Raw genomic sequence first — 19,072 nt, 5'->3', positions numbered from 1 at the left:
ACGTGATTAATTTAGAGTTTTATTTAATTCTTGATAATATAAATTTTACTCGAGTACAACCTAATTTTTTAGAAAATCTTTCTATTTATTTTAATTTATTATAAAATCATTATATACTACGATAATTCGAGGTGTATATATGTCAACCTTACTTGAAAGTATGTTTCCAGTAGTTTTTTCTGCTTTAGTATCTACAGTTTTAGTTGGTTATACTTATTCACTTAGAAAGGTCTCTGAAAAAACACAAAAAGCTCTAACAGATAGAATTAATGCACACAAAAAAGCGTTAGAAACTTACGAAGAACACCCTCCCAAAAAGAAAGAGGCAGTTTCCATGGGAGATACAAATGTATTTGCTTACACCTCTCCCAATAAAAAAAAGATTGAATTTGCTATAAATGAAAATGAAGACATTATGATCATTCATCAAAAACAAACGTTGATGCAGTCAAAGGTACAATTTTTTACTGGAATCGTAATGTCTATTTTAGGATTTGCTTTTTTTGTGTATATTTTATACGTATCATTAGATAGTTCTAATAACGTGGCTCTTACAATAAAATTGACAAGTAGTCTGATATTTGAAGCTATTGCTGTGATATTTTTAAAAGAATCACATAAATCGAGAGAGACCTCTAAAGGATATCATGATAATTTAAGAGAAAGCTCAAAGCAAAAACAAGCTATAAAAATTGCTGATTCTATTCAAAATGAAGAAATTCGTTCCATGATTCAGGCTCAACTCGCATTACATATGATTGGTATCAAATCCGAAACAATTGATATAACAAAAATATTAGATAGTAATAATAAAGTTTAATAAAAAAGAAGCCTTTGTACTGGCTTCTTTTTTATTAATTTATAATTAAAACATTTAAATTTAATAGATGAAATACCTTCCATTTCACCCTTTTTGTCTATTGGGTCATGTCATTGTATTAAGTCTAGTAGTTCTCTTTTAATTATTTACTTACCCTAAAAACGCCATTTTATTTAAACAGACATCATAAAAGTTGTATCCGGTAACCACCCCATTAAAATTTCACGCTTTCTATATATTTAGAAAAGAGCAACCATGCATCAGTTACCCTTTCGTCTATTTCTTTTATCACTCCTATATAAATACCGTAAATGAAGTTTTATTCCTCTGCCAATTACTTAATGCCATTACATTCTGCTCCAACAATATTAAGTAACAGGAAGAAGAGCAAAAGCTCTCCCTAATGATAGTATCATTCAATCATTACCATCTGCTGGTTTCGGATTTTATGTGCCATCATTATGAAACCGTTTAGACAACAAATAGTTTATAAAGGAACATTATGAGTTGTGTTTTCCGCCACTTCTCACAATACAAATATATCACGTTGATTCCAAAGCAACCGGCACATTTCCTGCCAAAAAGCGGTCACGACTCTGCCACTATTTTACTAGATTCTTTAACACTATTTTTATCTCTTAGAGATTGTATTTCCTTAGGAATCCCTGTTTTCAACTCATTCTTATCATATTCCATCTTTAATTCTTTCCGTAATTGTTGATACTCCTTTACAATAATTCCAATTAACCTCTTGTTTTTTTCAGAACTATCGTCCATTTCAGTAACATCACGAATATAAAGTTCTAATTCATTGAGAAGTTCAATACTCGCATACGCGGAATTTTCTATAATGAACTTAATTACATAATTATTATTAATAAATGCTGGTGACCCTGCGTCATTGAAATACACATTCTCTAAATTAGAGTCATCATGCTTTGCACGAAAAATCACAAAAGATAATCGAGCGTTTATCATCATATATAACGGCGCATAAAAATTTTTGAATTTCTCACTTTTTTTCCTTTTCTTTTCTTTACGTGGTTCAATAAAGTAATGTAACAGTAAAAATGAACCTAATGTAATTACTGCTGCAAAACTTACTGTAGAATCTAATTTCATTTTTTCAACTCCCATTTAACATTTACATTTAATAATATACCAAATAACTCTTTGTCGAACCACTTACCCATATCTTATATTGTGTGTAACTGACCCTATCGTGAAATCCCTTAGTATCATTGATTTCATTTAACTTTGTCTTTTGAGTTACACAGTACGAAAATTATGAGTAACTGTATAGAGATACCACCAGCATTTTGCAAAATAACCTACGCTAAGCAAAAAAATAAAATAAGCTGCCCATATGGACAGCTTATTTACATAATTATCGTTACCAGAAGTAAAATTCAGTTCGAAAATAGCTAATTTTATCAGTTGTTGAATGTCTAAAAAAAATCAAACCAATGATATTGTTGAGATCCTTTGGCAATTTCTTGCTGTGATGACTATCATAGTGACTTTTTCTTCAGCAACAACTATTAGTAGCTAATTACCATAAGGACTTATTTTTGAAATTTGCTATTTTTTAGAAAGTGTGTTAATTTAAGAAAGACCTATTTTTGTTTGGCTTGAGATTAAGAATAAATTTTGTTTTTCGTCTAAGGTATTTGAGCAAGGGTAGTAACATATGTGTGGGTATCCACACTAGGAGGCAACAATTATGGAACAAGGTAAAGTAAAATGGTTTAATGCAGAAAAAGGTTTTGGATTCATCGAGCGTGAAGGTGGAGAAGACGTATTCGTACATTTCTCAGCTATCCAAATCGACGGTTACAAATCTTTAGACGAAGGACAAAGTGTAACGTTTGAAGTAGAACAAGGACAACGTGGCCTACAAGCTACTAATGTTCAAAAAGCTTAATATTAGCTGATAAAAGACTCTCTTGTAGGGTCTTTTTTTATTTTGTTAAAATATTCCGAATACAACTTTTTTAAGGGGATTTGGGGTGCTTAACTTTTAATGAAAAAGAAATAAGCAATAATTAGATTTTAAACCTAGTCATTGCTTTATCCATTGCATCTTGGTTAACACCTATATAACGTAACGTGACCTTCTCTGACGAGTGATTGAATATCTCCATGAGTAATGCTATGTTTTTTGTTTGCATGTACATATGGTACCCGTACGTCTTTCTTAGGGTATGCGTTCCGATTTCATCTAATCCAAACTCTGCCGCTGCTCCACTTAATATCTTATATGCCATGCTACGACCGATTGGACGATTTCTACCTTGTCTGCTTTGCAATAAATACTCATTGTCTTCTCTTTCTACAATAAACCATTTAAGTTCTCTTTTCAGTGCTGCAGTAATTTGTATTCGTTTCTGTTTCCCTGTTTTCTTTTCCCGCATAGATATGTGACTGCCTTTAACATCCCCTACTTTCAATTTCAAAATATCTGAGATTCTGAGACCTGTATTAATACCCATAATGAAGAGAATGTAATTACGTAAGCTCTTTTTCCTAAAGTACTCTTTTAACTGCTGTATTTGCTCTGGATCACGTATTGGCTGAACAAAATTCATTATTCATTCCCTCCAGTTTCTTCAGTTTCATAAACTTCTAATCTAAGAGCAAAAGCTAATTTATAAAAAGCATTAGATTTATTTCGTCTATACGTACGCTCACTCATACCAATTTCGTTATAAACCATGTAATCAAAGACTTCTTCATCTTCTAAATATCGTTTTACAATAATATCCCTTTGGTTTTTACTAAAACGACTTAATGCCTTATCAATTTGAAAAGACAAACGTTGTAGTTTCACTTCTCTTTCACTCATAGCAACATTGGCTAAAGCGATATCTTCAGCTGGCTTCCCTACTATATTTGTCGGACCGTGATATCTTACCTCGCTAGATGCTGTAACCTTCATCTCATGTCTAATCATCCCAAATTGTCTATAGATACGAACGTTTTCAAGAATCTCTTCTACACGAACCTGCGTTGCTTTGCGATCAATTTTAGGTAAGAAAGTTAATTGCGTCATATATAAAAACACCCCTTATATATTTTGTTAATAAAAACAAAAAAGCGGACACCAAACTACAGAGCAATATCAATAATGCTCTTATAGTTCGATGTCCGCTGGTTCTTCCAGTAGGACTAAATGTGTAATTTGGATTATTATATCATTTCCTCATATTTTAGTAACCTTTTATTAGAAAAGGATTATTTTGTTAAAAATTTCACTCTAATTTATAAACACTATCTTTTTCTTATATTTTCCATTAAAATTTAATAGAAATATTCCGATAACAAAGGAGCAACCTATGAAACATAATATAAATCTATGGTCCTTTATTTTTTCATTCGTTTGCATTGCTTTTTTTCTTTTATATCTTGAAGTATGTACACCTGAAATAAATGCATCTTTTATAAACGCCGTTTATTTTCACCCTTTATTTTTCGTACTCATTTTTTCAATAGGAACTTTTTTTGCTGGTATTAAAGGATTCTCTAAAGTAGATAATTGGATATCAATGCTTAGAAGCATAGTAACAGTTCTACTAACACTGTTATTATCAGTGTTTTTAACACTAACTTTGATTGTGGGCTATGCATTAAGTTAATCGTAGTTCTTCACGAATAAAAACCAATATTCCGTCAATACTGTAGACACATGGTTATCTTTCTCCGATTTCCTTATATGAGCAGTTAGCTTTTGCTAGCTGCTCTTTATTTGTACAAGGTACTCAATTGACTGGCGCACATATAATATCCTGCGTTCCTTTCTTTATAAAATAGTCGTTATAAAATGGGTCTCGTCACAAGAGCACTTTACTAAGTGCTCTTTTTTATTTTATTTTCTTTCATTTCCGCATAACATTTTCAACCCTGTTCATACTATTTTTGTAACTTAAAGTTACAAACTATTTCTGTAAGCGCAGCGTTTCTTTTGTACAACAAGCAGTTAGTTTTATTAACTAGCTGCTTTGTTGTGCAAAAGAAAGATCTGCACATGTATTAAGAACATACATAAAATATCATGTGGTATTCTTTTTCAATTTTAGTTTTGCTCATGGAGCGCCTTAAAAAGCGCTCTTTATATTTGCAAATAACCATTTCGTTCAAACATACACACGATTTATATAAACTAAGCATATATTTACATAGACAAGACATAGCTTTTACTATACATGCACAATTTTTGTGCATGTTTTTTTGTTCAATACAATAACTATTTTATTATGGTTCCTAACTTACAGTAATGCCCTTAAAAAACATTCATATATATTTATCAGATGCACTTTGAAATCCCAGAGTATCAAATACTTTTAAGAGTTGACTGACCAACAATATTCGACTTATCTTTAAAAACTTATTAAAAATAACTTAGATACAAAAAAACTACGTTTTATATAGGATAAAAAATTTTCTTACGTAAAGGAGCTTGATTATTTGTGAATTACCAAAATGATAACAACTCCAAACCGTGCAATTGTCCATCCCCCACGGCTAACAGTTTAAATGTTGTTCAAACTACCCCAACAATAGTTTCTGTAAATTCTGCGATTCCACTAGATACTGTGTTAAATTCTAATGGTACAGCAATCTCATTCACACCACCAACAACTGTTTTACTTGAAGGTGGAAGAACCTATTTGGCAATCTATGAAGTGCAAGTTATTATTCAGCCAGGGGGTAGTTCTGCAGGTATAACTATGTATCTTAATAATAATGCACTCATTGGCTCAGGTACTTCTCTAGGATATACTGCAGGATTTACTTCTGTATCAGCACCCGCAATTTTTACTACACCTCCAGGTTTACCAAGTACACTTACTGTTAATGTAGGACCATATTCTAGTCCATTAAATACGTTGGGCTTAACTCTCGCTGTTGTAGCATTAACATAATAAAATCTAAAGCTCTCTACAATGATTTTCTTTGTCCTTTAACTGTTTTTTTGGGGCTAGCCTCTAGAAACTAAACATAACTACATATAGAAAAAGAACATTATTTGGTTCAATAGTACTAGGTGACTCGGCTAGCACAATTGCTGAGTCACCTATTTATCTATAATAAAATAACGCTTTTGTTAATTTTAGTTCTTTGATTTCTCTACCATTCTTTTTAAAGCGAACATTACATCATCCAATATTCTTGTATCTCCTAAAATCTCTCTATTTGTTTCAATATGCCAAACAATATTCTCCAATTTTCTTTTTATATCCATACTTTTTCACCCCCTCGTGTTAAAATAAAAAAGATTCCTATAATACCCAAAAGAGGAATTTCATAGATTATGACAATACACAAAAGATCTAGTAAAGGAGAAAAATTTTAATGAAAAACTGTTTTATTGTTTGTCCAATTGGAAATGAGGATTCACCTCAACGAAAACGATCTGATATTGTTTTAAAGCATATTATTGAACCTGTCTGTAGTGACCTTGGTTTTAAAGTTATACGTGTGGATAAACTTCATAGTGTTGACAGAATCGATAATACTATCATTGAACATTTAAATAATGCAGATTTAGTCATTGCTGATATGACTGAACATAATCCAAATGCATTTTATGAAATGGGATTCCGTCATGCTCTAGGGAAACCATTAATCCCAATTGTGGAAGAAGATACAAAACTCCCATTCGATGTCGCTAACTTACGAACTATCACCTATGCTACAAATGACCTAGAAAAAGCTGAAGTTGCTAAAAAACGTTTACATGAAACGATATTATCATTCGATATTCAAGAGAAAAAGGAAACCCAACAGAATACACAATCTACATCCGAGCAAGGACAATTGAATGTTGTGCCTTATTTACTTAACATTCAAGATAGCCTAACGGAACTAAAATCCCTGGTTACTGAGCGAAATAATGAATTAGCATCACAAACAATAGATTTAGCTATGCAACAAATACAAAAGAATAGCTTTAACCCGGAAACGAAAATGCTAGAAGTATTCATGACTCAAGCATTTAAGGATCCCGAAAAATTAAAACAGCTAGCTACGTTATCTCAACATTTCCAATCACAATCGTAAATAAAATGCTTTACTATTCCAAACCGACCCAAAACAAATAATTTTTGGGTCGGTTTTAAATTGCCTTTCCCATTCTTTCGTACAAAATTCAAATTTTATTAAAGTAACTGTGTTTTTCGTTCTTCCATACGAATTACTTTTCCGCTTTGATATACAAATGACTGTTCACCAAATCCACCTTGAGGTGGTTCTATTAGCTGAACCTGACCATTTTTAACAATATATATTCCGTTTGTTTTCAAATCTATTTCAGCTGTCATTTCAACAAGATTTTCTTTTCTAATTCCCACCAAGATCACTCCCATATGTTATAATTACTTTGTCGAAGTAAGTTGAGAGTGATCTCAGCTTTTTTTATTTGTCTATAGATATTGCACAACATTTTCAGGAACAAATGATGGTTCAAGTGATAAATGGAGCCGAATTGGAATCGGCTTTTTTTCATCCCTTGCTTGCTTACACAATTTTTCTGCTTCTTCCCATACAAATTGCTTATCCTCCGCTCGTTTATAACGCCAAATCCCAATTGTGTAATCTTCAAACAACTCATAACGTTCATCAGGCGCTGTCGTTGGTTTTAATTCATCAATCGCTTTGGCCTGACGTGGTATTTGTACAACCACATCTGCATACCGTAATTTTGAATTCAAACGGTGAATATGAGCTTTCTTAAAATCAAATGATATAACTGGTTCTACATCAAAAATTGTTAATTGCTTTGGCATTGTTTTTCCCCTCCAATACCTGCAAACTTGTTATTAGAATCCCTTCAAGCTGCGTTAACGTTAATTGATCTAATGTTTGACCGTTAATTTCAGCTAATCCTAAGCTCAATAATTTACGAATGATTATTAGTTTTCTACGTTCTACTTCCTGACGTAACAACATGATTAAGCCTCCTGCTGATGATTGAACTTCCGCTCTAAATTTACAAACTTACTAAATTCTTTAATGAATGCTAGTTCAACAACACCAACTGGACCGTTCCTTTGTTTCGCTAAAATAATTTCCGTTATGTTTTTATTTTCTGTCTCGCGGTCATAGTAATCTTCACGGTATAAGAATGCGATTAAATCCGCATCTTGCTCAATTTGGCCATTTTCACGTAAATCTGATAGCAATGGCCTCTTATCTTGTCTACTTTCTACAGCACGACTTAACTGTGATAATGCAACTACACATACATTTAGCTCTCTTGCCAGCAGTTTTAACTTACGACTAATCTCACCGATTTCTTGCATGCGGTTCCCTCTATGCTTTGGATCCCCTACAATAAGCTGCAAGTAATCAATTGCAATTAAAACCTTTTTATCAGGGTACTTACGCTTTAGTTTCCTAGTTTTAGCGTATATCTCTTGCATCGTGACATTTGCTTTATCGTAAATTTCTAATGGCAAATCATTAATTAATCCCATCGCTTGACTAATCTTTTCCCAATCCTTTAAATTACATAGCTTCTTAGGATTCTTTAATTTTGTAGCATCTATATTTCCAGTACTTGAGATCATTCTCTTTAGTAGCTGCTCTTCTCCCATCTCTAGTGAAAAGATTCCTGTTGCTGTATGAGCACTTGCTGCATGAAAAGCAACGTTTAATACAAATGCTGTTTTCCCCATGGAAGGCCGGGCCCCAACAATGATTAAATCACCTTCTTGTAACCCTGCTGTCATTCTGTTCAAGTCGTCATAACCAGTTGGTATACCGGTTAAATCCCCTACATCAATTTGCATGTTCTTATACAAATCAACAAGCGTATCTTTCAAGTTAAATTCATCTGAATAACCCGTTTCTTCAATGGCGCTTAATTCATCAATTGATGTACTAATAGCACTCATATCCCTATCTTGCTGAAGGCGGTTATATAAGTTACCAGCAACCTCCTGAGCATGTCTCATCTTCCAAGCTTCAATCACTAACCCTTGGTGATACGAGAAGTTCTTAGTAGTTGTTACAACTTCTGTTAAGTTTACAAAGAATTCGATCCCGCCAATTTGATGCATAAAGCTTTCATCGAATTTTCCAATGAGAGCAACAAGATCTATCGGAACCTCAGCATCCTCTAATTCTCTCATTGCCTTGAAAATCACTTGGTGCGTGGGTAAAGAAAACTGTTTTACCTTTAGCTGACAATCTTTAATTAAATCACCTTCTTGGATTATGCTACCTAAAACACTTTGTTCAGCTTCAACATTGCGAATCATATCGTTACTCATTTGGCCAACCACGCATTCTGTTGGTTAAGTACTGCAAGTTCTTCTTCTGTCGGAATGTTCTGCTCCCATGCTTGTTGCTGCTGTATTACGTTTTTAGTAGATTCCGATAAGCCTTTTTGTTGATAAGGAACTTGTGTCTGTTGTTGCGCTTTTGTTAATCGCTGAGCACGAAATGCTTTATCAGCTGCCTCAACATCAGCTACTTTTTTAAAGCCTTTAAGATGCCAATCTCTTAAAATCGTATTTACGTAAGACATGTTTCTCGTATTCTTCTCTAAAGCAATCTCCATAGCCTTAATAACTAGTTCTGCATTTAAATCATCTATCCAAGCATAAATACCATCTGCAATAAAAGGTGTAATGAATCCGAAGTTTTGCTCGTAAAAAGAAATTGGATTAACCTCAACAACTTCTTCCGCGCCTGCGCGTTCTTCTTGTTGTTGTTCTTTTTCTTCTTCTTTTTCTTTTTCTTCTTCCTTGCTAGGGTCTTGGAAGCCCCTTATAAGCCCCTCCAAACGGACTGATAAATACTCCTTAATACGAGGAATTTTAAAATCTTGCTCTTTTTCTAATTGCAAGCAAGTTTCATAGAAATCAACTAAAAAATCCTGGTCCTTCACAGATTGAATCTCTTTTAAAACACACTTTTCAATGTTTACATTTTTAATTGGATTGAATTTCAACCAGTTGATTAAGAACAACTCTTTTGTTTTTTGGTTGTAATTAATTTTTCCATACTCAGCAAAACGTTCTAATAGTTTCATAACAGTTTCACGGTTATATCCTGTATCAGTTTCAATGATACGAAGTGGAAGCTCATAGATTCCTGATTGAGATGTCTTACTATTTGTCATCAAATATAAGTAAAAATACTTCTCCTCCGGTGTAAGATCTAAAACAAATGAATCCTGCCAAAATGAAACATGTACTGGTCTATAAACTGCCATATTATTCATCCTTCCGTTTACATATCGCGAATCCGTCCTCTACACGTAATAAGCGATAATTCTTGTATCCTATTTTGAGATATTGTTTTACTAAGTAAATTAGGTGTTGCTCTGATATTGCTTGTTGAAACACTTTAGGATTCAGCAACACTCTATGTAACGATTTGTCTAAAAGCATGTAGCACACTCCGTTGTTATACGAATGCTAATTTGATATAATAAATCCTAAGATCTTTTGCAAGACCGTTTATCTATCACTCTGCCAAGTGATAGATCTTTTTATTTTCTACGTGTTACTAACGAAACGTTAACTCCTCTTGCTCTTAAATCTTTAATTACTACACGATAACTCATCGATGCCTCATGTTCCTCTTTGGTATTACGAAGCATTTTAAATTCCCTTATACATCGCTCCAGCTCTTCTTCCCAGTGATTTGATTCTTCGGTTGATTCTGCATTAAACATGTTATAAATACATTCACTCATGCAGTTACGAAGTTTATTTGCAAATGAAAAATCCCCAGAAAGAACTAGATCATGAAGACGATTGTTTTTATCGTTCATGAATTACATTCCTTTCTATTTAAATTAATGCTGTACGCATCGTTACAACCAGAAAGGAACATTGTAGAGGTATGGGAGGAACAATCCCTTTCTGGTCATAACGACAAGCACAGTTGCTTGTCCAAATGATTCATAAAATGATATAATTGCTTTACATTATCTTTTTTAGAGCTACTGTTTCCTAGGCGGTAGCTTTTTTATTTGCCCATTTATGTTTCAAAATAAATGATGCTTCTATAATTTTGATTCGAATCCCCAACAATTTCTTCTCTTGCTTTAATTCAACTGTTTTTACATCCTCATTAAGTAATTCTGCTATTTTTATTTCACCAGTTAGTTTTGCGTCATATCGAATTAATTCCTTATATTCTTTTAAACTAGGTTTCTTATAATCTACTGTCATTTCCCTTCCCCTTTACAGCACCTTTGTTAAATTCATTAAGCTATCCACCGATTGAATAATAACGTTCTCCGCCATAGCCTTTTGCAACCAACTTCTTTGTATTTGTTCCATAATGCCAAAATGCACTTGTTCAAGAGCTTGTACTACACATTGAGTAGCTTGGATTGTATCGAAGATTTCTTTTGCATGAACTGCGTATTCATGTTTCTTTTTTTCATCATGCTTCCATGATCTTGTTGTAACTTGTAAGTTCATGATTTCCTTTGCTGCTGCAATCCCCTCTTCAGCTTGCTTAATGTAGTTCATCAATTGTAAATTCACATCTTGAGTTAAACGTGGATCTGTAGGCGGTAACCCGACACCATAAATATGTTTGATCGCTTGTTGATTCAACTTTGCTCCTGTTGCATGGCACCAATCCATCGCAAGTTCAAATTCTGGTTTAGAAAGTCCAGATTCAATACGGGTTAATCGTTCATGTGTAATACCAAGGTACTTAGATAACCCTTTCTTTGTTTTCAGCTGAACATTGTCACAACATTCTCTGGCATTCTGTAGTAACTCCCCTATCGCTGAATTGCAGTATATGCTTGTTCCCATATCTGTTCGCCTCCATATTTAGTTTTCAAATGGTTACAATGAATTTAGTACATATGTAACTTGTCTATTTTTCATGTAAAAAGAGAGGAACTACTCCTCAACGTTTTCTTTTACTTGTATTTCTTTGATGATGGCCCAACCAGCCTTGTAATATGCTTGACGGATTTTATCAATATCCTTTTGTGATTTTGGCTCAGGAGCCACAACATGGACTTTCGTTTTTCCAAATTCATAAGTCGCCGCATATTCTTCTTGTTGGCTCATGGTGTCACCTCTTGAAGTGCTTTTTATATGTTTATGCGACGGCTCTGTTGGTACTGCCATTTGAAGTTTTGACATTTCCTCACTCCTTAGAAACATTTTGTTTCCTTTTTAACCAAAAAAAAGATCATCAATTGTTGTTTTATACAAATCAGCTATTCTTTTGGCCAACTCTAATGAGGGTGTCCTATCACCTCGTTCAATGGCTCCTAACATTTGAGGAGTAATTTCCAACTTCTTTGCTACCATTATTCTCGATTGGACACTTCTAAACTCAATCATTTTATTTCTTTTTTTATCCACTACTTCACCCCCTAAAGAAACAATTTGTTTCCTCATACCCCTAATATAAAGAAACAAAACGTTTCTGTCAATATTTATTAGAAACTTTTTGTTTCCTTTATGGATTTAGAAACTAAACGTTTCTATAATTAAGAAACAAAGCACCTATTCTTATTTAGAAAGAGGGCAGAATTTATGCTTGGAAAAAAGATTTCAGAACTCAGGAAAAAACAAAAGCTAAGTCAATATGAGCTTGCTGAACGATTGGGCTTTTCAAGAGGAAAATTAGCTAATTATGAACAAGGTCAACGTGAACCAGATTATGATACCTTAAAGAAAATCGCAGATTTTTTTGAAGTATCAACTGATTATTTATTAGATAGGACACAAAAAAAAGAAATGGTATCTAGTGAACCATCTAATTTATCTATAAAAGAAGAACGTGATATTGCCAAGGACTTAGAAAAAACTTTAGAAGATCTAGAAAATAGTGAGAATGCCCTTATGTTCGATGGTGAACCTATCGATGAACATACAAAGGAAATGATTCGTATTTCTTTGGAAAATTCTATGCGTATGGCAAAACAATTGGCAAAACAATTGGCAAAACAAAAATTCACTCCAAACAAGTATAAAAAAGATTAAATGGAGCGAAAAATGGACATAAAAAAATACGTACTATACATCGCGCAAAAACATGAAACCACAAATCCATTTAAAATCGCTAAACAAAAAAATATCATAGTGTTGTTTGAAGACCTTGGGAATACCCTTGGCTTTTACAACACTTATAAACGATTTAAATTCATACATATTAATAGTCGAATTGACGAAACCACTCAACGATTTGTTTGTGCTCATGAACTAGGCCATGCTGTACTTCATCCTAAAGCGAACACTCCTTTCTTGCGCAATCAAGCTTTCTTTTCGGTAGATCGTTTAGAAATTGAAGCAAATACATTTGCTGTTGAGCTGTTACTTACCGATGAAATGGTTTCTAATTATGAAGATACTTGTTTATCTATTCAAGAAATCGCGGAGATTCATGGGATACCTGGAGGATTTTCTCAACTAAAAACCTATTAATCCGGTTTAAAAATTCCATTCAATTTGACATTTTATATTCCTAAATAATACAAATATTTTTATCGAAACTATTTTTTATATTTAGTAGTTTTCGGTTTAATATAATTTTCACATAAACTAATTAGGAGGAAATAATCATGAAATTTAATGAACGTTATTTTACTGAGGTAATACCTGAACCTAATATTCTTGACAATTCTAGCTTAAGAAAGGCACAAATTCAGTCATATGCTAAAATTGCCAATCACTTTTTATTGGAAAAGTCCAGCCAACCAGCTGTAGCTATTTTGCCTACTGGAGCGGGTAAAACTGGTGTTATGGCAATAGCCCCATTCGGTATATCAAAGGGAAGAGTTCTTATTATAACTCCTCAATTAGTCATTAAAGATCATGTAGTAGATTCTCTTGATCCATCTTCACCAAGTAATTTTTGGTTGAAACATCATGTGTTCGAAGATTTTCCAAATCTTCCTGTAGTACTTGAGTACGATAATAAAACTTTAGATGAAGAATTACATAATAGTAACATTGTAATTTTGAATATTCATAAACTATCAGCTCAATATAGAAAATCTTTACTAAAAAAAGTCAATGAAGATTTCTTTGATATGATTATTATCGATGAAGCACATCATTCTCCCGCTAAGACCTGGCAGGATACATTAAATTACTTTAAAAATGCCAAAGTACTAAAAGTCACGGGTACACCATTTCGAACTGATCGAAAAGAAATTGAAGGCAAAATCATCATAAATTATCGTTTAGGACAAGCAATGAATGAAGGTATCGTAAAAACATTAAAAAACTTTGTTCTTAAACCAGAAAAATTACATTTAACTTTAGATAATGATTCATCACAAACATATACGCTAGAAGAGATTAGAGAACTTGGCATTAGAGATGAAGATTATATTTCACGTAGTGTAGCCCTTTCTGATGCATGTAATCAACAAATTGTGGATTCCAGCATAGAACACTGGAAAGAAAAAACACAAGAAAATAAAATACCACACAAAATCATTGCTGTTTGTTGTAGTATAAACCATGCTGAAGATGTTAAAAAATTGTATGAGCAAACAGGATTAAGAACAGTTATTGTGCATAGTAAGATGAAAAAGGGCGATAAAATTGAAGCGTTTCGTATGATTGAGAGTCATCAGACTGATGTCGTAATACATGTTGCAATGCTTGGGGAAGGGTATGATCACCCTTACTTATCTATTGCAGCCATCTTTAGACCATATAGAAGCTTAGCGCCATATTCTCAATTCATAGGTAGAATCTTGAGAAGAATACCTGACGAAGAAAGTAAAAGCCCTTCAGATAATATCGGTGTGGTTATCGCTCATAAAGAGCTAGGCCTAGATAAATTATGGGAAGAATACAAGAAAGAAAAAGAATATTGCGCTATCCTAGAAGATGTTAAAAAACACGAATCTAAAGAAAAGAAATTAGAAAAAGAACTTTCTAAAAATACAAAAGATGTAGGAATAGTTGCAACCGAAGGAGAACTATATTTTAGTACGGAATACTATGAATACACATTGGCTGCTCAAAAACATGAAGAGCATGAAAAAGAAATCCAACAAAAAATTGCAGAGCTAAGAAAAACATTTAAAAAGGCGAGTGAGTCTGAATTACGACGTTTAATTAATGAAGAAACTCAAGATCATGAGTTCAATCCATTGATTAATAACCCTAAAAAGTATAGATTAACATTAAGAGAAGAGTTCAATCAAAAGATTCAATATGATTTACCAGCGGCTCTACTTCAAGAATATAATTTAGATACAAAAGGAACCGAACTCTCTAAACTTTCTCTAAAAGATAAATGGATATTGGATAAAGGAACGAATGATGCTATAATTGTTATTTTCCTTAATAATGAATTGAAGAAGCGATTTAGCGACAGAGATTTATGGACAATTAATGATTATAATTTTGCGGAAAATTACTTAGATAATGATTTAGTTCCTTATCTGCGTAAATTAATAGAATCAATAATATGAGGTGAAATAAATGATTAATCAATTGCGTGATCAATTGTGGAAAGCAATTTATCTTAATCCTGTATTCCCTAAAGACTTATTAGAAAATGCTAAAGACCCTGACTATGTTGGTGTGAATTTCTCTTATAGTGAAGCCGGGACGAAAGTAGACTTAACTTTTAAAGATCTTAATCAAATAATAAGAGCAACTTACTACTTTGATTCTAAAGATTTCTTACAAAAAGCTATTATGAACGAATTCGGCCAAGAGAGTATAATCTATGATAGAAATGCAGAAATCCAATCAATTATCAACAAGATTAAACATATAAATCCAAATGAAAATATAGAAATTGCAAATTATGCATAAAAGCTCCATTAATTGGAGCTTTTTCTTTTTAATTCATATTATTACTTCTTTCTCTAAATTTCTTTTCGTATAAATTAGTAATACTTAAGGGGGACTTCCATATTATGAAAACTGCGATCTACCTAAGAAAATCCCGTGCCGACCTCGAAGCCGAAGCACGTGGTGAAGGAGAAACGTTAGCAAAGCACCGCACTACCCTGCTGAAAATTGCCAAGGAAATGAACCTAAATGTTTTATCTGTCCGTGAGGAAATCGTTTCTGGTGAGAGCTTAGTGAAACGCCCTGAGATGTTAGCACTGCTCGAAGAGATTGAAGATAACAAATATGATGTTGTTCTTTGTATGGATATGGACCGTTTAGGTCGTGGTGGTATGAAAGAACAAGGAATCATTTTAGAGACGTTTAAACGCTCGAATACGAAGATTATGACACCTAGGAAGACTTATGACCTTAATGATGAGTGGGATGAAGAATACAGCGAATTTGAAGCGTTTATGGCTCGTAAGGAGTTAAAGATTATTACACGACGTATGCAACGAGGTCGTGTCGCCAGTGTAGAGGCTGGGAATTATCTTGGTACACATGCACCATTCGGATATGATATCCATCGCTTAAATAAGCGTGAACGTACTTTAACGATTAATCCAGAAGAAGCTTCAGTTGTAAGAATGATATTTGATTGGTATGCAAATGAGGATATGGGGGCAAATGCAATTAGAAGCAAGTTAAATGATCTTGGCTACAAAAGTAAGCTAGGTAATGAATGGAACCCCTACAGCATCTTGGATATATTAAAAAACAATGTTTATATCGGAAAAGTAACATGGCAAAAGCGAAAAGAAGTAAAACGGCCTGATGCTGTAAAACGTAGCTGTGCAAGACAAGATAAATCAGATTGGATTATTGCTGATGGCAAACATGAGCCAATCATACCTGAAAGTTTATTTGAACAAGTACAAGAAAAATTAAACTCAAGATATCACGTTCCTTACAATACGAACGGAATTAAAAATCCTCTAGCTGGCATTATTAAATGTAGTAAATGTGGTTATAGCATGGTCCAACGTTATCCGAAGAACCGAAAAGAAACGATGGATTGTAAGCACCGTGGTTGTGAAAACAAATCAAGTTATACTGAATTAATTGAGAAGCGTTTACTCGAGGCATTAAAAGAATGGTACATCAATTATAAAGCTGATTTTGAAAAACATAAGCAAGATGACAAGTTAAAAGAAACACAAGTTATTCAAATGAATGAAGCTGCATTACGCAAGCTTGAAAAAGAATTAGTGGATGTCCAAAAACAAAAAAATAATTTACATGATTTATTAGAACGTGGTGTTTACACAGTCGATATGTTTTTAGAACGCTCGAATGTAGTTTCTGATCGTATTACTGAAATTACTTCCACGATGGAAAACTTAAAGAAAGAAATTAAAACCGAAATTAAGAAGGAAAAAGTCAAGAAAGATACAATACCTCAAGTGGAGCATGTTCTTGATCTGTACTTTAAAACAGATGATCCCAAAAAGAAAAACAGCCTTCTAAAGTCGGTTTTAGAAAAGGCTGTTTATAAAAAGGAAAAGTGGCAAAGACTTGATGATTTCGAACTTGTGCTTTACCCTAAGCTCCCTCAAGATGGCGACATATAAGCGTTCGTGCTTTGTCGTCACCTTGTTGGTGTAATTAGATTTACTCCATTAAGCCCTAGAGCATCATTCGTCGAAACAGCCAATACGACAGGCTTGCCATTTCTTAACGTCGCTTTCGCTGCCATTAATACTGGAGAGTCTGTCATTGCATTTGCAAATTTACTCATAGAATTCCCTGTTAGTGGTGCAATTACCATACAATCTAGTGGAATTTTAGGTCCTAGTGGTTCTGCACCAACGATTGAATTAATTGCTTTAAAACCTGTTATTTCTTCAATCTTCTTAATCCACTCTGCTCCTTCTCCAAATCTAGTATTTGTTGATTGAACAGTGTAAGAAACAACAGGACGTACTTCTGCTCCCTCAGCAATTAATTTTTCTAAATGAGGCATTACTTCTTCGTACGTACAATGTGAACCTGTAAATCCGAAACCAATTCGTTTCCCCTTCAAACTCATTTCTTTTCCTCCTCCTTTGCAATTGCATCTGCTGCTAATAACTGAGAAAGAACATTTGCTAAAATTTGCCCAGCCGTTTTTGGGGCAACAATACCTGGTAATCCAGGTGCTAGCAATGCTTTGACTCCTCTTTTTTCCGCATATCTAAAGTCAGTACCGCCTGGTTTAGAAGCTAAATCAATCACTAACGTATGAGCTGGCATTTTTGCAATAACATTCGCTGTTACAACGAGATGCGGAATCGTATTAATTACAATATCGATATTTCCTACTTCTTTCTCTATGTCTTGCATATGAAAAGGAGAAAACATCATTTCTGTAATACGTGCAATATGTTCAGATCGTCTTGCTCCAACTTTGACATGGGCTCCTAATGATTGAAATGCTCTCGCAACACTCATTCCTGTTCTCCCAAATCCTAGAACCATTACATTGGACCCATGAATTGTATAGTCGGTATGTTGAATTACCATCATTAATGTACCTTCTACCGTTGGAATAGAATTGTATATTGCTACATCATCACGATCAAATAATTTAACAAGTTTTCGATTCGTAGTAGATACGAGATTTTCCAAGTAAGGTGTACCAATACCTGAATATATAGTAAAGTGTTCTGGTGTATTTTCAATTTGTTCTTTCGCTATTGAAACTTTTTCATTTGAAAAAATAGTATCTACTTCTCCTTTGGCATTTGTACCGGCAACCGGCAAAATAATTGCGTCTACAGAAGTGAAATCTAAATTTTGTATACTTTCTTTTGCTGCCCCTGTGAAACCATGATCTAACTGATCAAAACCTATCAAAGAAAGTTTCGCATCCAATTCAACTAGCTTACGAATTACTTCTAGCTGCCTTGCATCTCCTCCTATGACAGCAATATGCATCTCAGTCAACATTCCCTAATTCACCTTCTTTTTCTGTCATTTATAAGAAAAGTGCCTACTTTTTCTTTTTCCTCCACATCATATGTAATGTACGAGTTTATGGTGATTGAAAATCCAAATGCACATATGATTTATCAGGTTTCTATGTAGATACAAAAAAAGATGACCAAAATGGCCATCCTTCACTCCGAATTTGAACGATCTATACTATCACAAAGAAGCATATCGTGTCCGACTTTCTTTATTTGACTCCATGCCACTCTTACTTCTTGTGGTTCCTTTTTAAAACCTCCCCACTTCCCTACAGGTATTATAAGTGTTTGTATTTGTCCGTCTTTCTCATTAATCTCTAAATCCATATAACCTAAGGCTCCCATTTTTTCCGCTTTTTCTATATCTACAACCTCTTTACCGCTTAATTCACTTAATCGCATACTCACTCCACTCCCCTACTAAATTTTTCATTTGCATTGTCTATAAT

General features: G+C 33.6%; 26 protein-coding genes and 1 pseudogene. 10 read left to right on the top strand and 17 right to left on the bottom strand.

What is annotated here, in order from left to right; all coding sequences use genetic code 11:
* The first annotated feature begins 139 nt into the window (after nt 1-139).
* Nucleotides 140-820, top strand: a complete 681-nt coding sequence (locus tag AB6801_RS11540; RefSeq protein ID WP_098330481.1) for a TRADD-N-associated membrane domain-containing protein — start codon at nt 140-142, stop codon at nt 818-820.
* Between the two features lie 588 nt (nt 821-1,408).
* Here the strand turns inward: AB6801_RS11540 and AB6801_RS11535 are convergent.
* A complete protein-coding gene (locus AB6801_RS11535) occupies nt 1,409-1,942 on the bottom strand; it encodes a hypothetical protein (RefSeq protein ID WP_255262003.1) in 534 nt (177 codons plus the stop codon).
* Between the two features lie 601 nt (nt 1,943-2,543).
* Here AB6801_RS11535 and AB6801_RS11530 point away from each other — a divergent pair.
* A complete protein-coding gene (locus AB6801_RS11530) occupies nt 2,544-2,744 on the top strand; it encodes a cold-shock protein (protein WP_000434821.1) in 201 nt (66 codons plus the stop codon).
* A gap of 121 nt (nt 2,745-2,865) precedes the next feature.
* On the opposite strand, the gene AB6801_RS11525 is transcribed toward AB6801_RS11530, so the two are convergent.
* Nucleotides 2,866-3,408, bottom strand: a complete 543-nt coding sequence (locus AB6801_RS11525; RefSeq protein WP_097981912.1) for a site-specific integrase — start codon at nt 3,406-3,408, stop codon at nt 2,866-2,868.
* Entirely contained in the window at nt 3,408-3,872 is a 465-nt protein-coding gene (locus AB6801_RS11520) for an ArpU family phage packaging/lysis transcriptional regulator (RefSeq protein WP_098330483.1), read from the bottom strand. Before AB6801_RS11520 ends, AB6801_RS11525 begins: the two co-directional genes overlap by 1 nt.
* A gap of 283 nt (nt 3,873-4,155) precedes the next feature.
* On the opposite strand from AB6801_RS11520, the gene AB6801_RS11515 reads away from it, so the two are divergent.
* Nucleotides 4,156-4,455: a hypothetical protein gene (locus AB6801_RS11515; RefSeq protein WP_098022880.1), complete on the top strand. Its 300-nt coding sequence runs from the start codon at nt 4,156-4,158 to the stop codon at nt 4,453-4,455.
* Between the two features lie 831 nt (nt 4,456-5,286).
* Nucleotides 5,287-5,742, top strand: coding sequence for a hypothetical protein (locus AB6801_RS11510; protein ID WP_098330484.1), 456 nt, complete (start codon nt 5,287-5,289; stop codon nt 5,740-5,742).
* Between the two features lie 188 nt (nt 5,743-5,930).
* Here the strand turns inward: AB6801_RS11510 and AB6801_RS11505 are convergent, their stop codons facing one another.
* The gene (locus tag AB6801_RS11505) at nt 5,931-6,062 is read right to left on the bottom strand and encodes a hypothetical protein (protein WP_255262004.1); all 132 of its coding nucleotides are present in this window, start codon (nt 6,060-6,062) and stop codon (nt 5,931-5,933) included.
* A gap of 110 nt (nt 6,063-6,172) precedes the next feature.
* Here AB6801_RS11505 and AB6801_RS11500 point away from each other — a divergent pair, with 110 nt between their 5' ends.
* Nucleotides 6,173-6,880, top strand: a complete 708-nt coding sequence (locus AB6801_RS11500) for a hypothetical protein (protein ID WP_098022882.1) — start codon at nt 6,173-6,175, stop codon at nt 6,878-6,880.
* A 98-nt stretch (nt 6,881-6,978) separates the two neighbouring features.
* Here AB6801_RS11500 and AB6801_RS11495 read toward each other — a convergent pair whose 3' ends face one another.
* The 10 genes from AB6801_RS11495 to AB6801_RS11450 form a co-directional block, all read right to left on the bottom strand.
* Nucleotides 6,979-7,170, bottom strand: a complete 192-nt coding sequence (locus AB6801_RS11495; protein ID WP_016077319.1) for a DUF3954 domain-containing protein — start codon at nt 7,168-7,170, stop codon at nt 6,979-6,981.
* 72 nt (nt 7,171-7,242) lie between these two features.
* Nucleotides 7,243-7,605, bottom strand: a complete 363-nt coding sequence (locus AB6801_RS11490) for a cell division protein SepF (protein ID WP_098330485.1) — start codon at nt 7,603-7,605, stop codon at nt 7,243-7,245.
* The gene (locus tag AB6801_RS11485) at nt 7,580-7,768 is read right to left on the bottom strand and encodes a hypothetical protein (protein WP_098330486.1); all 189 of its coding nucleotides are present in this window, start codon (nt 7,766-7,768) and stop codon (nt 7,580-7,582) included. The genes AB6801_RS11490 and AB6801_RS11485 overlap by 26 nt, the downstream gene beginning before the upstream one ends.
* 2 nt (nt 7,769-7,770) lie before the next feature.
* Nucleotides 7,771-9,093 (bottom strand): replicative DNA helicase, encoded by a 1,323-nt coding sequence (gene dnaB / locus AB6801_RS11480; protein ID WP_098330487.1) that lies wholly within the window; start codon nt 9,091-9,093, stop codon nt 7,771-7,773.
* On the bottom strand, nt 9,090-10,040 hold the full coding sequence (locus tag AB6801_RS11475; RefSeq protein WP_098330488.1) for a DnaD domain-containing protein: 951 nt from the start codon (nt 10,038-10,040) through the stop codon (nt 9,090-9,092). The genes dnaB and AB6801_RS11475 overlap by 4 nt, the downstream gene beginning before the upstream one ends.
* 279 nt (nt 10,041-10,319) lie before the next feature.
* Nucleotides 10,320-10,604, bottom strand: coding sequence for a hypothetical protein (locus tag AB6801_RS11470; RefSeq protein WP_098330489.1), 285 nt, complete (start codon nt 10,602-10,604; stop codon nt 10,320-10,322).
* A gap of 181 nt (nt 10,605-10,785) precedes the next feature.
* Nucleotides 10,786-11,007 (bottom strand): RNA polymerase subunit sigma, encoded by a 222-nt coding sequence (locus tag AB6801_RS11465; protein ID WP_098205743.1) that lies wholly within the window; start codon nt 11,005-11,007, stop codon nt 10,786-10,788.
* 12 nt (nt 11,008-11,019) lie between these two features.
* Nucleotides 11,020-11,607 (bottom strand): hypothetical protein, encoded by a 588-nt coding sequence (locus tag AB6801_RS11460; RefSeq protein ID WP_000537277.1) that lies wholly within the window; start codon nt 11,605-11,607, stop codon nt 11,020-11,022.
* 90 nt (nt 11,608-11,697) lie between these two features.
* Nucleotides 11,698-11,946, bottom strand: a complete 249-nt coding sequence (locus tag AB6801_RS11455) for a hypothetical protein (RefSeq protein ID WP_098330490.1) — start codon at nt 11,944-11,946, stop codon at nt 11,698-11,700.
* Between the two features lie 33 nt (nt 11,947-11,979).
* Nucleotides 11,980-12,171, bottom strand: a complete 192-nt coding sequence (locus tag AB6801_RS11450) for a helix-turn-helix transcriptional regulator (protein WP_098330491.1) — start codon at nt 12,169-12,171, stop codon at nt 11,980-11,982.
* A gap of 174 nt (nt 12,172-12,345) precedes the next feature.
* Here AB6801_RS11450 and AB6801_RS11445 point away from each other — a divergent pair, with 174 nt between their 5' ends.
* The 5 genes from AB6801_RS11445 (at nt 12,346) to AB6801_RS11425 (ending at nt 17,246) form a co-directional block, all read left to right on the top strand.
* Complete coding sequence (locus AB6801_RS11445) at nt 12,346-12,795, top strand: helix-turn-helix domain-containing protein (RefSeq protein ID WP_098330492.1); 450 nt, start codon at nt 12,346-12,348, stop codon at nt 12,793-12,795.
* Nucleotides 12,796-12,807: 12 nt separating this feature from the next.
* The gene (locus AB6801_RS11440; protein ID WP_098330493.1) at nt 12,808-13,236 is read left to right on the top strand and encodes an ImmA/IrrE family metallo-endopeptidase; all 429 of its coding nucleotides are present in this window, start codon (nt 12,808-12,810) and stop codon (nt 13,234-13,236) included.
* A gap of 137 nt (nt 13,237-13,373) precedes the next feature.
* Nucleotides 13,374-15,245: a DEAD/DEAH box helicase gene (locus AB6801_RS11435; RefSeq protein WP_098330494.1), complete on the top strand. Its 1,872-nt coding sequence runs from the start codon at nt 13,374-13,376 to the stop codon at nt 15,243-15,245.
* Nucleotides 15,246-15,255: 10 nt separating this feature from the next.
* Nucleotides 15,256-15,594 (top strand): hypothetical protein, encoded by a 339-nt coding sequence (locus tag AB6801_RS11430; protein WP_098330495.1) that lies wholly within the window; start codon nt 15,256-15,258, stop codon nt 15,592-15,594.
* A gap of 104 nt (nt 15,595-15,698) precedes the next feature.
* The gene (locus AB6801_RS11425; protein WP_098330496.1) at nt 15,699-17,246 is read left to right on the top strand and encodes a recombinase family protein; all 1,548 of its coding nucleotides are present in this window, start codon (nt 15,699-15,701) and stop codon (nt 17,244-17,246) included.
* A 32-nt stretch (nt 17,247-17,278) separates the two neighbouring features.
* Here AB6801_RS11425 and dpaB read toward each other — a convergent pair.
* The 3 genes and pseudogenes from dpaB to AB6801_RS11410 form a co-directional block, all read right to left on the bottom strand.
* A pseudogene (gene dpaB / locus AB6801_RS11420) lies at nt 17,279-17,704 on the bottom strand (dipicolinate synthase subunit B); the annotation flags it as partial.
* Nucleotides 17,701-18,603, bottom strand: coding sequence for a dipicolinic acid synthetase subunit A (gene dpaA, locus AB6801_RS11415; protein WP_053512443.1), 903 nt, complete (start codon nt 18,601-18,603; stop codon nt 17,701-17,703). The gene dpaA and the pseudogene dpaB, both read right to left, overlap by 4 nt.
* A gap of 170 nt (nt 18,604-18,773) precedes the next feature.
* Nucleotides 18,774-19,025 (bottom strand): YlmC/YmxH family sporulation protein, encoded by a 252-nt coding sequence (locus tag AB6801_RS11410; RefSeq protein ID WP_001239756.1) that lies wholly within the window; start codon nt 19,023-19,025, stop codon nt 18,774-18,776.
* Nucleotides 19,026-19,072: the final 47 nt, after the last annotated feature.

Origin of the sequence: Bacillus sp. RCC_6_1, assembly GCF_041360755.1 — a bacterium.
In the GTDB taxonomy this organism is placed as follows: domain Bacteria; phylum Bacillota; class Bacilli; order Bacillales; family Bacillaceae_G; genus Bacillus_A; species Bacillus_A cereus.
Note: the sequence above shows the minus strand (reverse complement) of the source record. Positions and strands in the feature narration are given on the sequence as shown.

Coding starts and splice junctions, on each gene's coding strand:
- AB6801_RS11430 (WP_098330495.1), top strand. CDS start 15,256: ATGATTAATCAATTGCGTGATCAATTGTGGAAAGCAATTTATCTTAAT.
- AB6801_RS11535 (WP_255262003.1), bottom strand. CDS start 1,942: ATGAAATTAGATTCTACAGTAAGTTTTGCAGCAGTAATTACATTAGGT.
- AB6801_RS11475 (WP_098330488.1), bottom strand. CDS start 10,040: ATGGCAGTTTATAGACCAGTACATGTTTCATTTTGGCAGGATTCATTT.
- AB6801_RS11515 (WP_098022880.1), top strand. CDS start 4,156: ATGAAACATAATATAAATCTATGGTCCTTTATTTTTTCATTCGTTTGC.
- AB6801_RS11410 (WP_001239756.1), bottom strand. CDS start 19,025: ATGCGATTAAGTGAATTAAGCGGTAAAGAGGTTGTAGATATAGAAAAA.
- AB6801_RS11540 (WP_098330481.1), top strand. CDS start 140: ATGTCAACCTTACTTGAAAGTATGTTTCCAGTAGTTTTTTCTGCTTTA.
- AB6801_RS11465 (WP_098205743.1), bottom strand. CDS start 11,007: ATGACAGTAGATTATAAGAAACCTAGTTTAAAAGAATATAAGGAATTA.
- AB6801_RS11530 (WP_000434821.1), top strand. CDS start 2,544: ATGGAACAAGGTAAAGTAAAATGGTTTAATGCAGAAAAAGGTTTTGGA.
- AB6801_RS11425 (WP_098330496.1), top strand. CDS start 15,699: ATGAAAACTGCGATCTACCTAAGAAAATCCCGTGCCGACCTCGAAGCC.
- AB6801_RS11485 (WP_098330486.1), bottom strand. CDS start 7,768: ATGTTGTTACGTCAGGAAGTAGAACGTAGAAAACTAATAATCATTCGT.
- AB6801_RS11460 (WP_000537277.1), bottom strand. CDS start 11,607: ATGGGAACAAGCATATACTGCAATTCAGCGATAGGGGAGTTACTACAG.
- AB6801_RS11435 (WP_098330494.1), top strand. CDS start 13,374: ATGAAATTTAATGAACGTTATTTTACTGAGGTAATACCTGAACCTAAT.
- AB6801_RS11470 (WP_098330489.1), bottom strand. CDS start 10,604: ATGAACGATAAAAACAATCGTCTTCATGATCTAGTTCTTTCTGGGGAT.
- AB6801_RS11520 (WP_098330483.1), bottom strand. CDS start 3,872: ATGACGCAATTAACTTTCTTACCTAAAATTGATCGCAAAGCAACGCAG.
- AB6801_RS11505 (WP_255262004.1), bottom strand. CDS start 6,062: ATGGATATAAAAAGAAAATTGGAGAATATTGTTTGGCATATTGAAACA.
- AB6801_RS11500 (WP_098022882.1), top strand. CDS start 6,173: ATGAAAAACTGTTTTATTGTTTGTCCAATTGGAAATGAGGATTCACCT.
- AB6801_RS11525 (WP_097981912.1), bottom strand. CDS start 3,408: ATGAATTTTGTTCAGCCAATACGTGATCCAGAGCAAATACAGCAGTTA.
- AB6801_RS11445 (WP_098330492.1), top strand. CDS start 12,346: ATGCTTGGAAAAAAGATTTCAGAACTCAGGAAAAAACAAAAGCTAAGT.
- dnaB (WP_098330487.1), bottom strand. CDS start 9,093: ATGAGTAACGATATGATTCGCAATGTTGAAGCTGAACAAAGTGTTTTA.
- AB6801_RS11490 (WP_098330485.1), bottom strand. CDS start 7,605: ATGCCAAAGCAATTAACAATTTTTGATGTAGAACCAGTTATATCATTT.
- AB6801_RS11440 (WP_098330493.1), top strand. CDS start 12,808: ATGGACATAAAAAAATACGTACTATACATCGCGCAAAAACATGAAACC.
- dpaA (WP_053512443.1), bottom strand. CDS start 18,603: ATGTTGACTGAGATGCATATTGCTGTCATAGGAGGAGATGCAAGGCAG.
- AB6801_RS11455 (WP_098330490.1), bottom strand. CDS start 11,946: ATGTCAAAACTTCAAATGGCAGTACCAACAGAGCCGTCGCATAAACAT.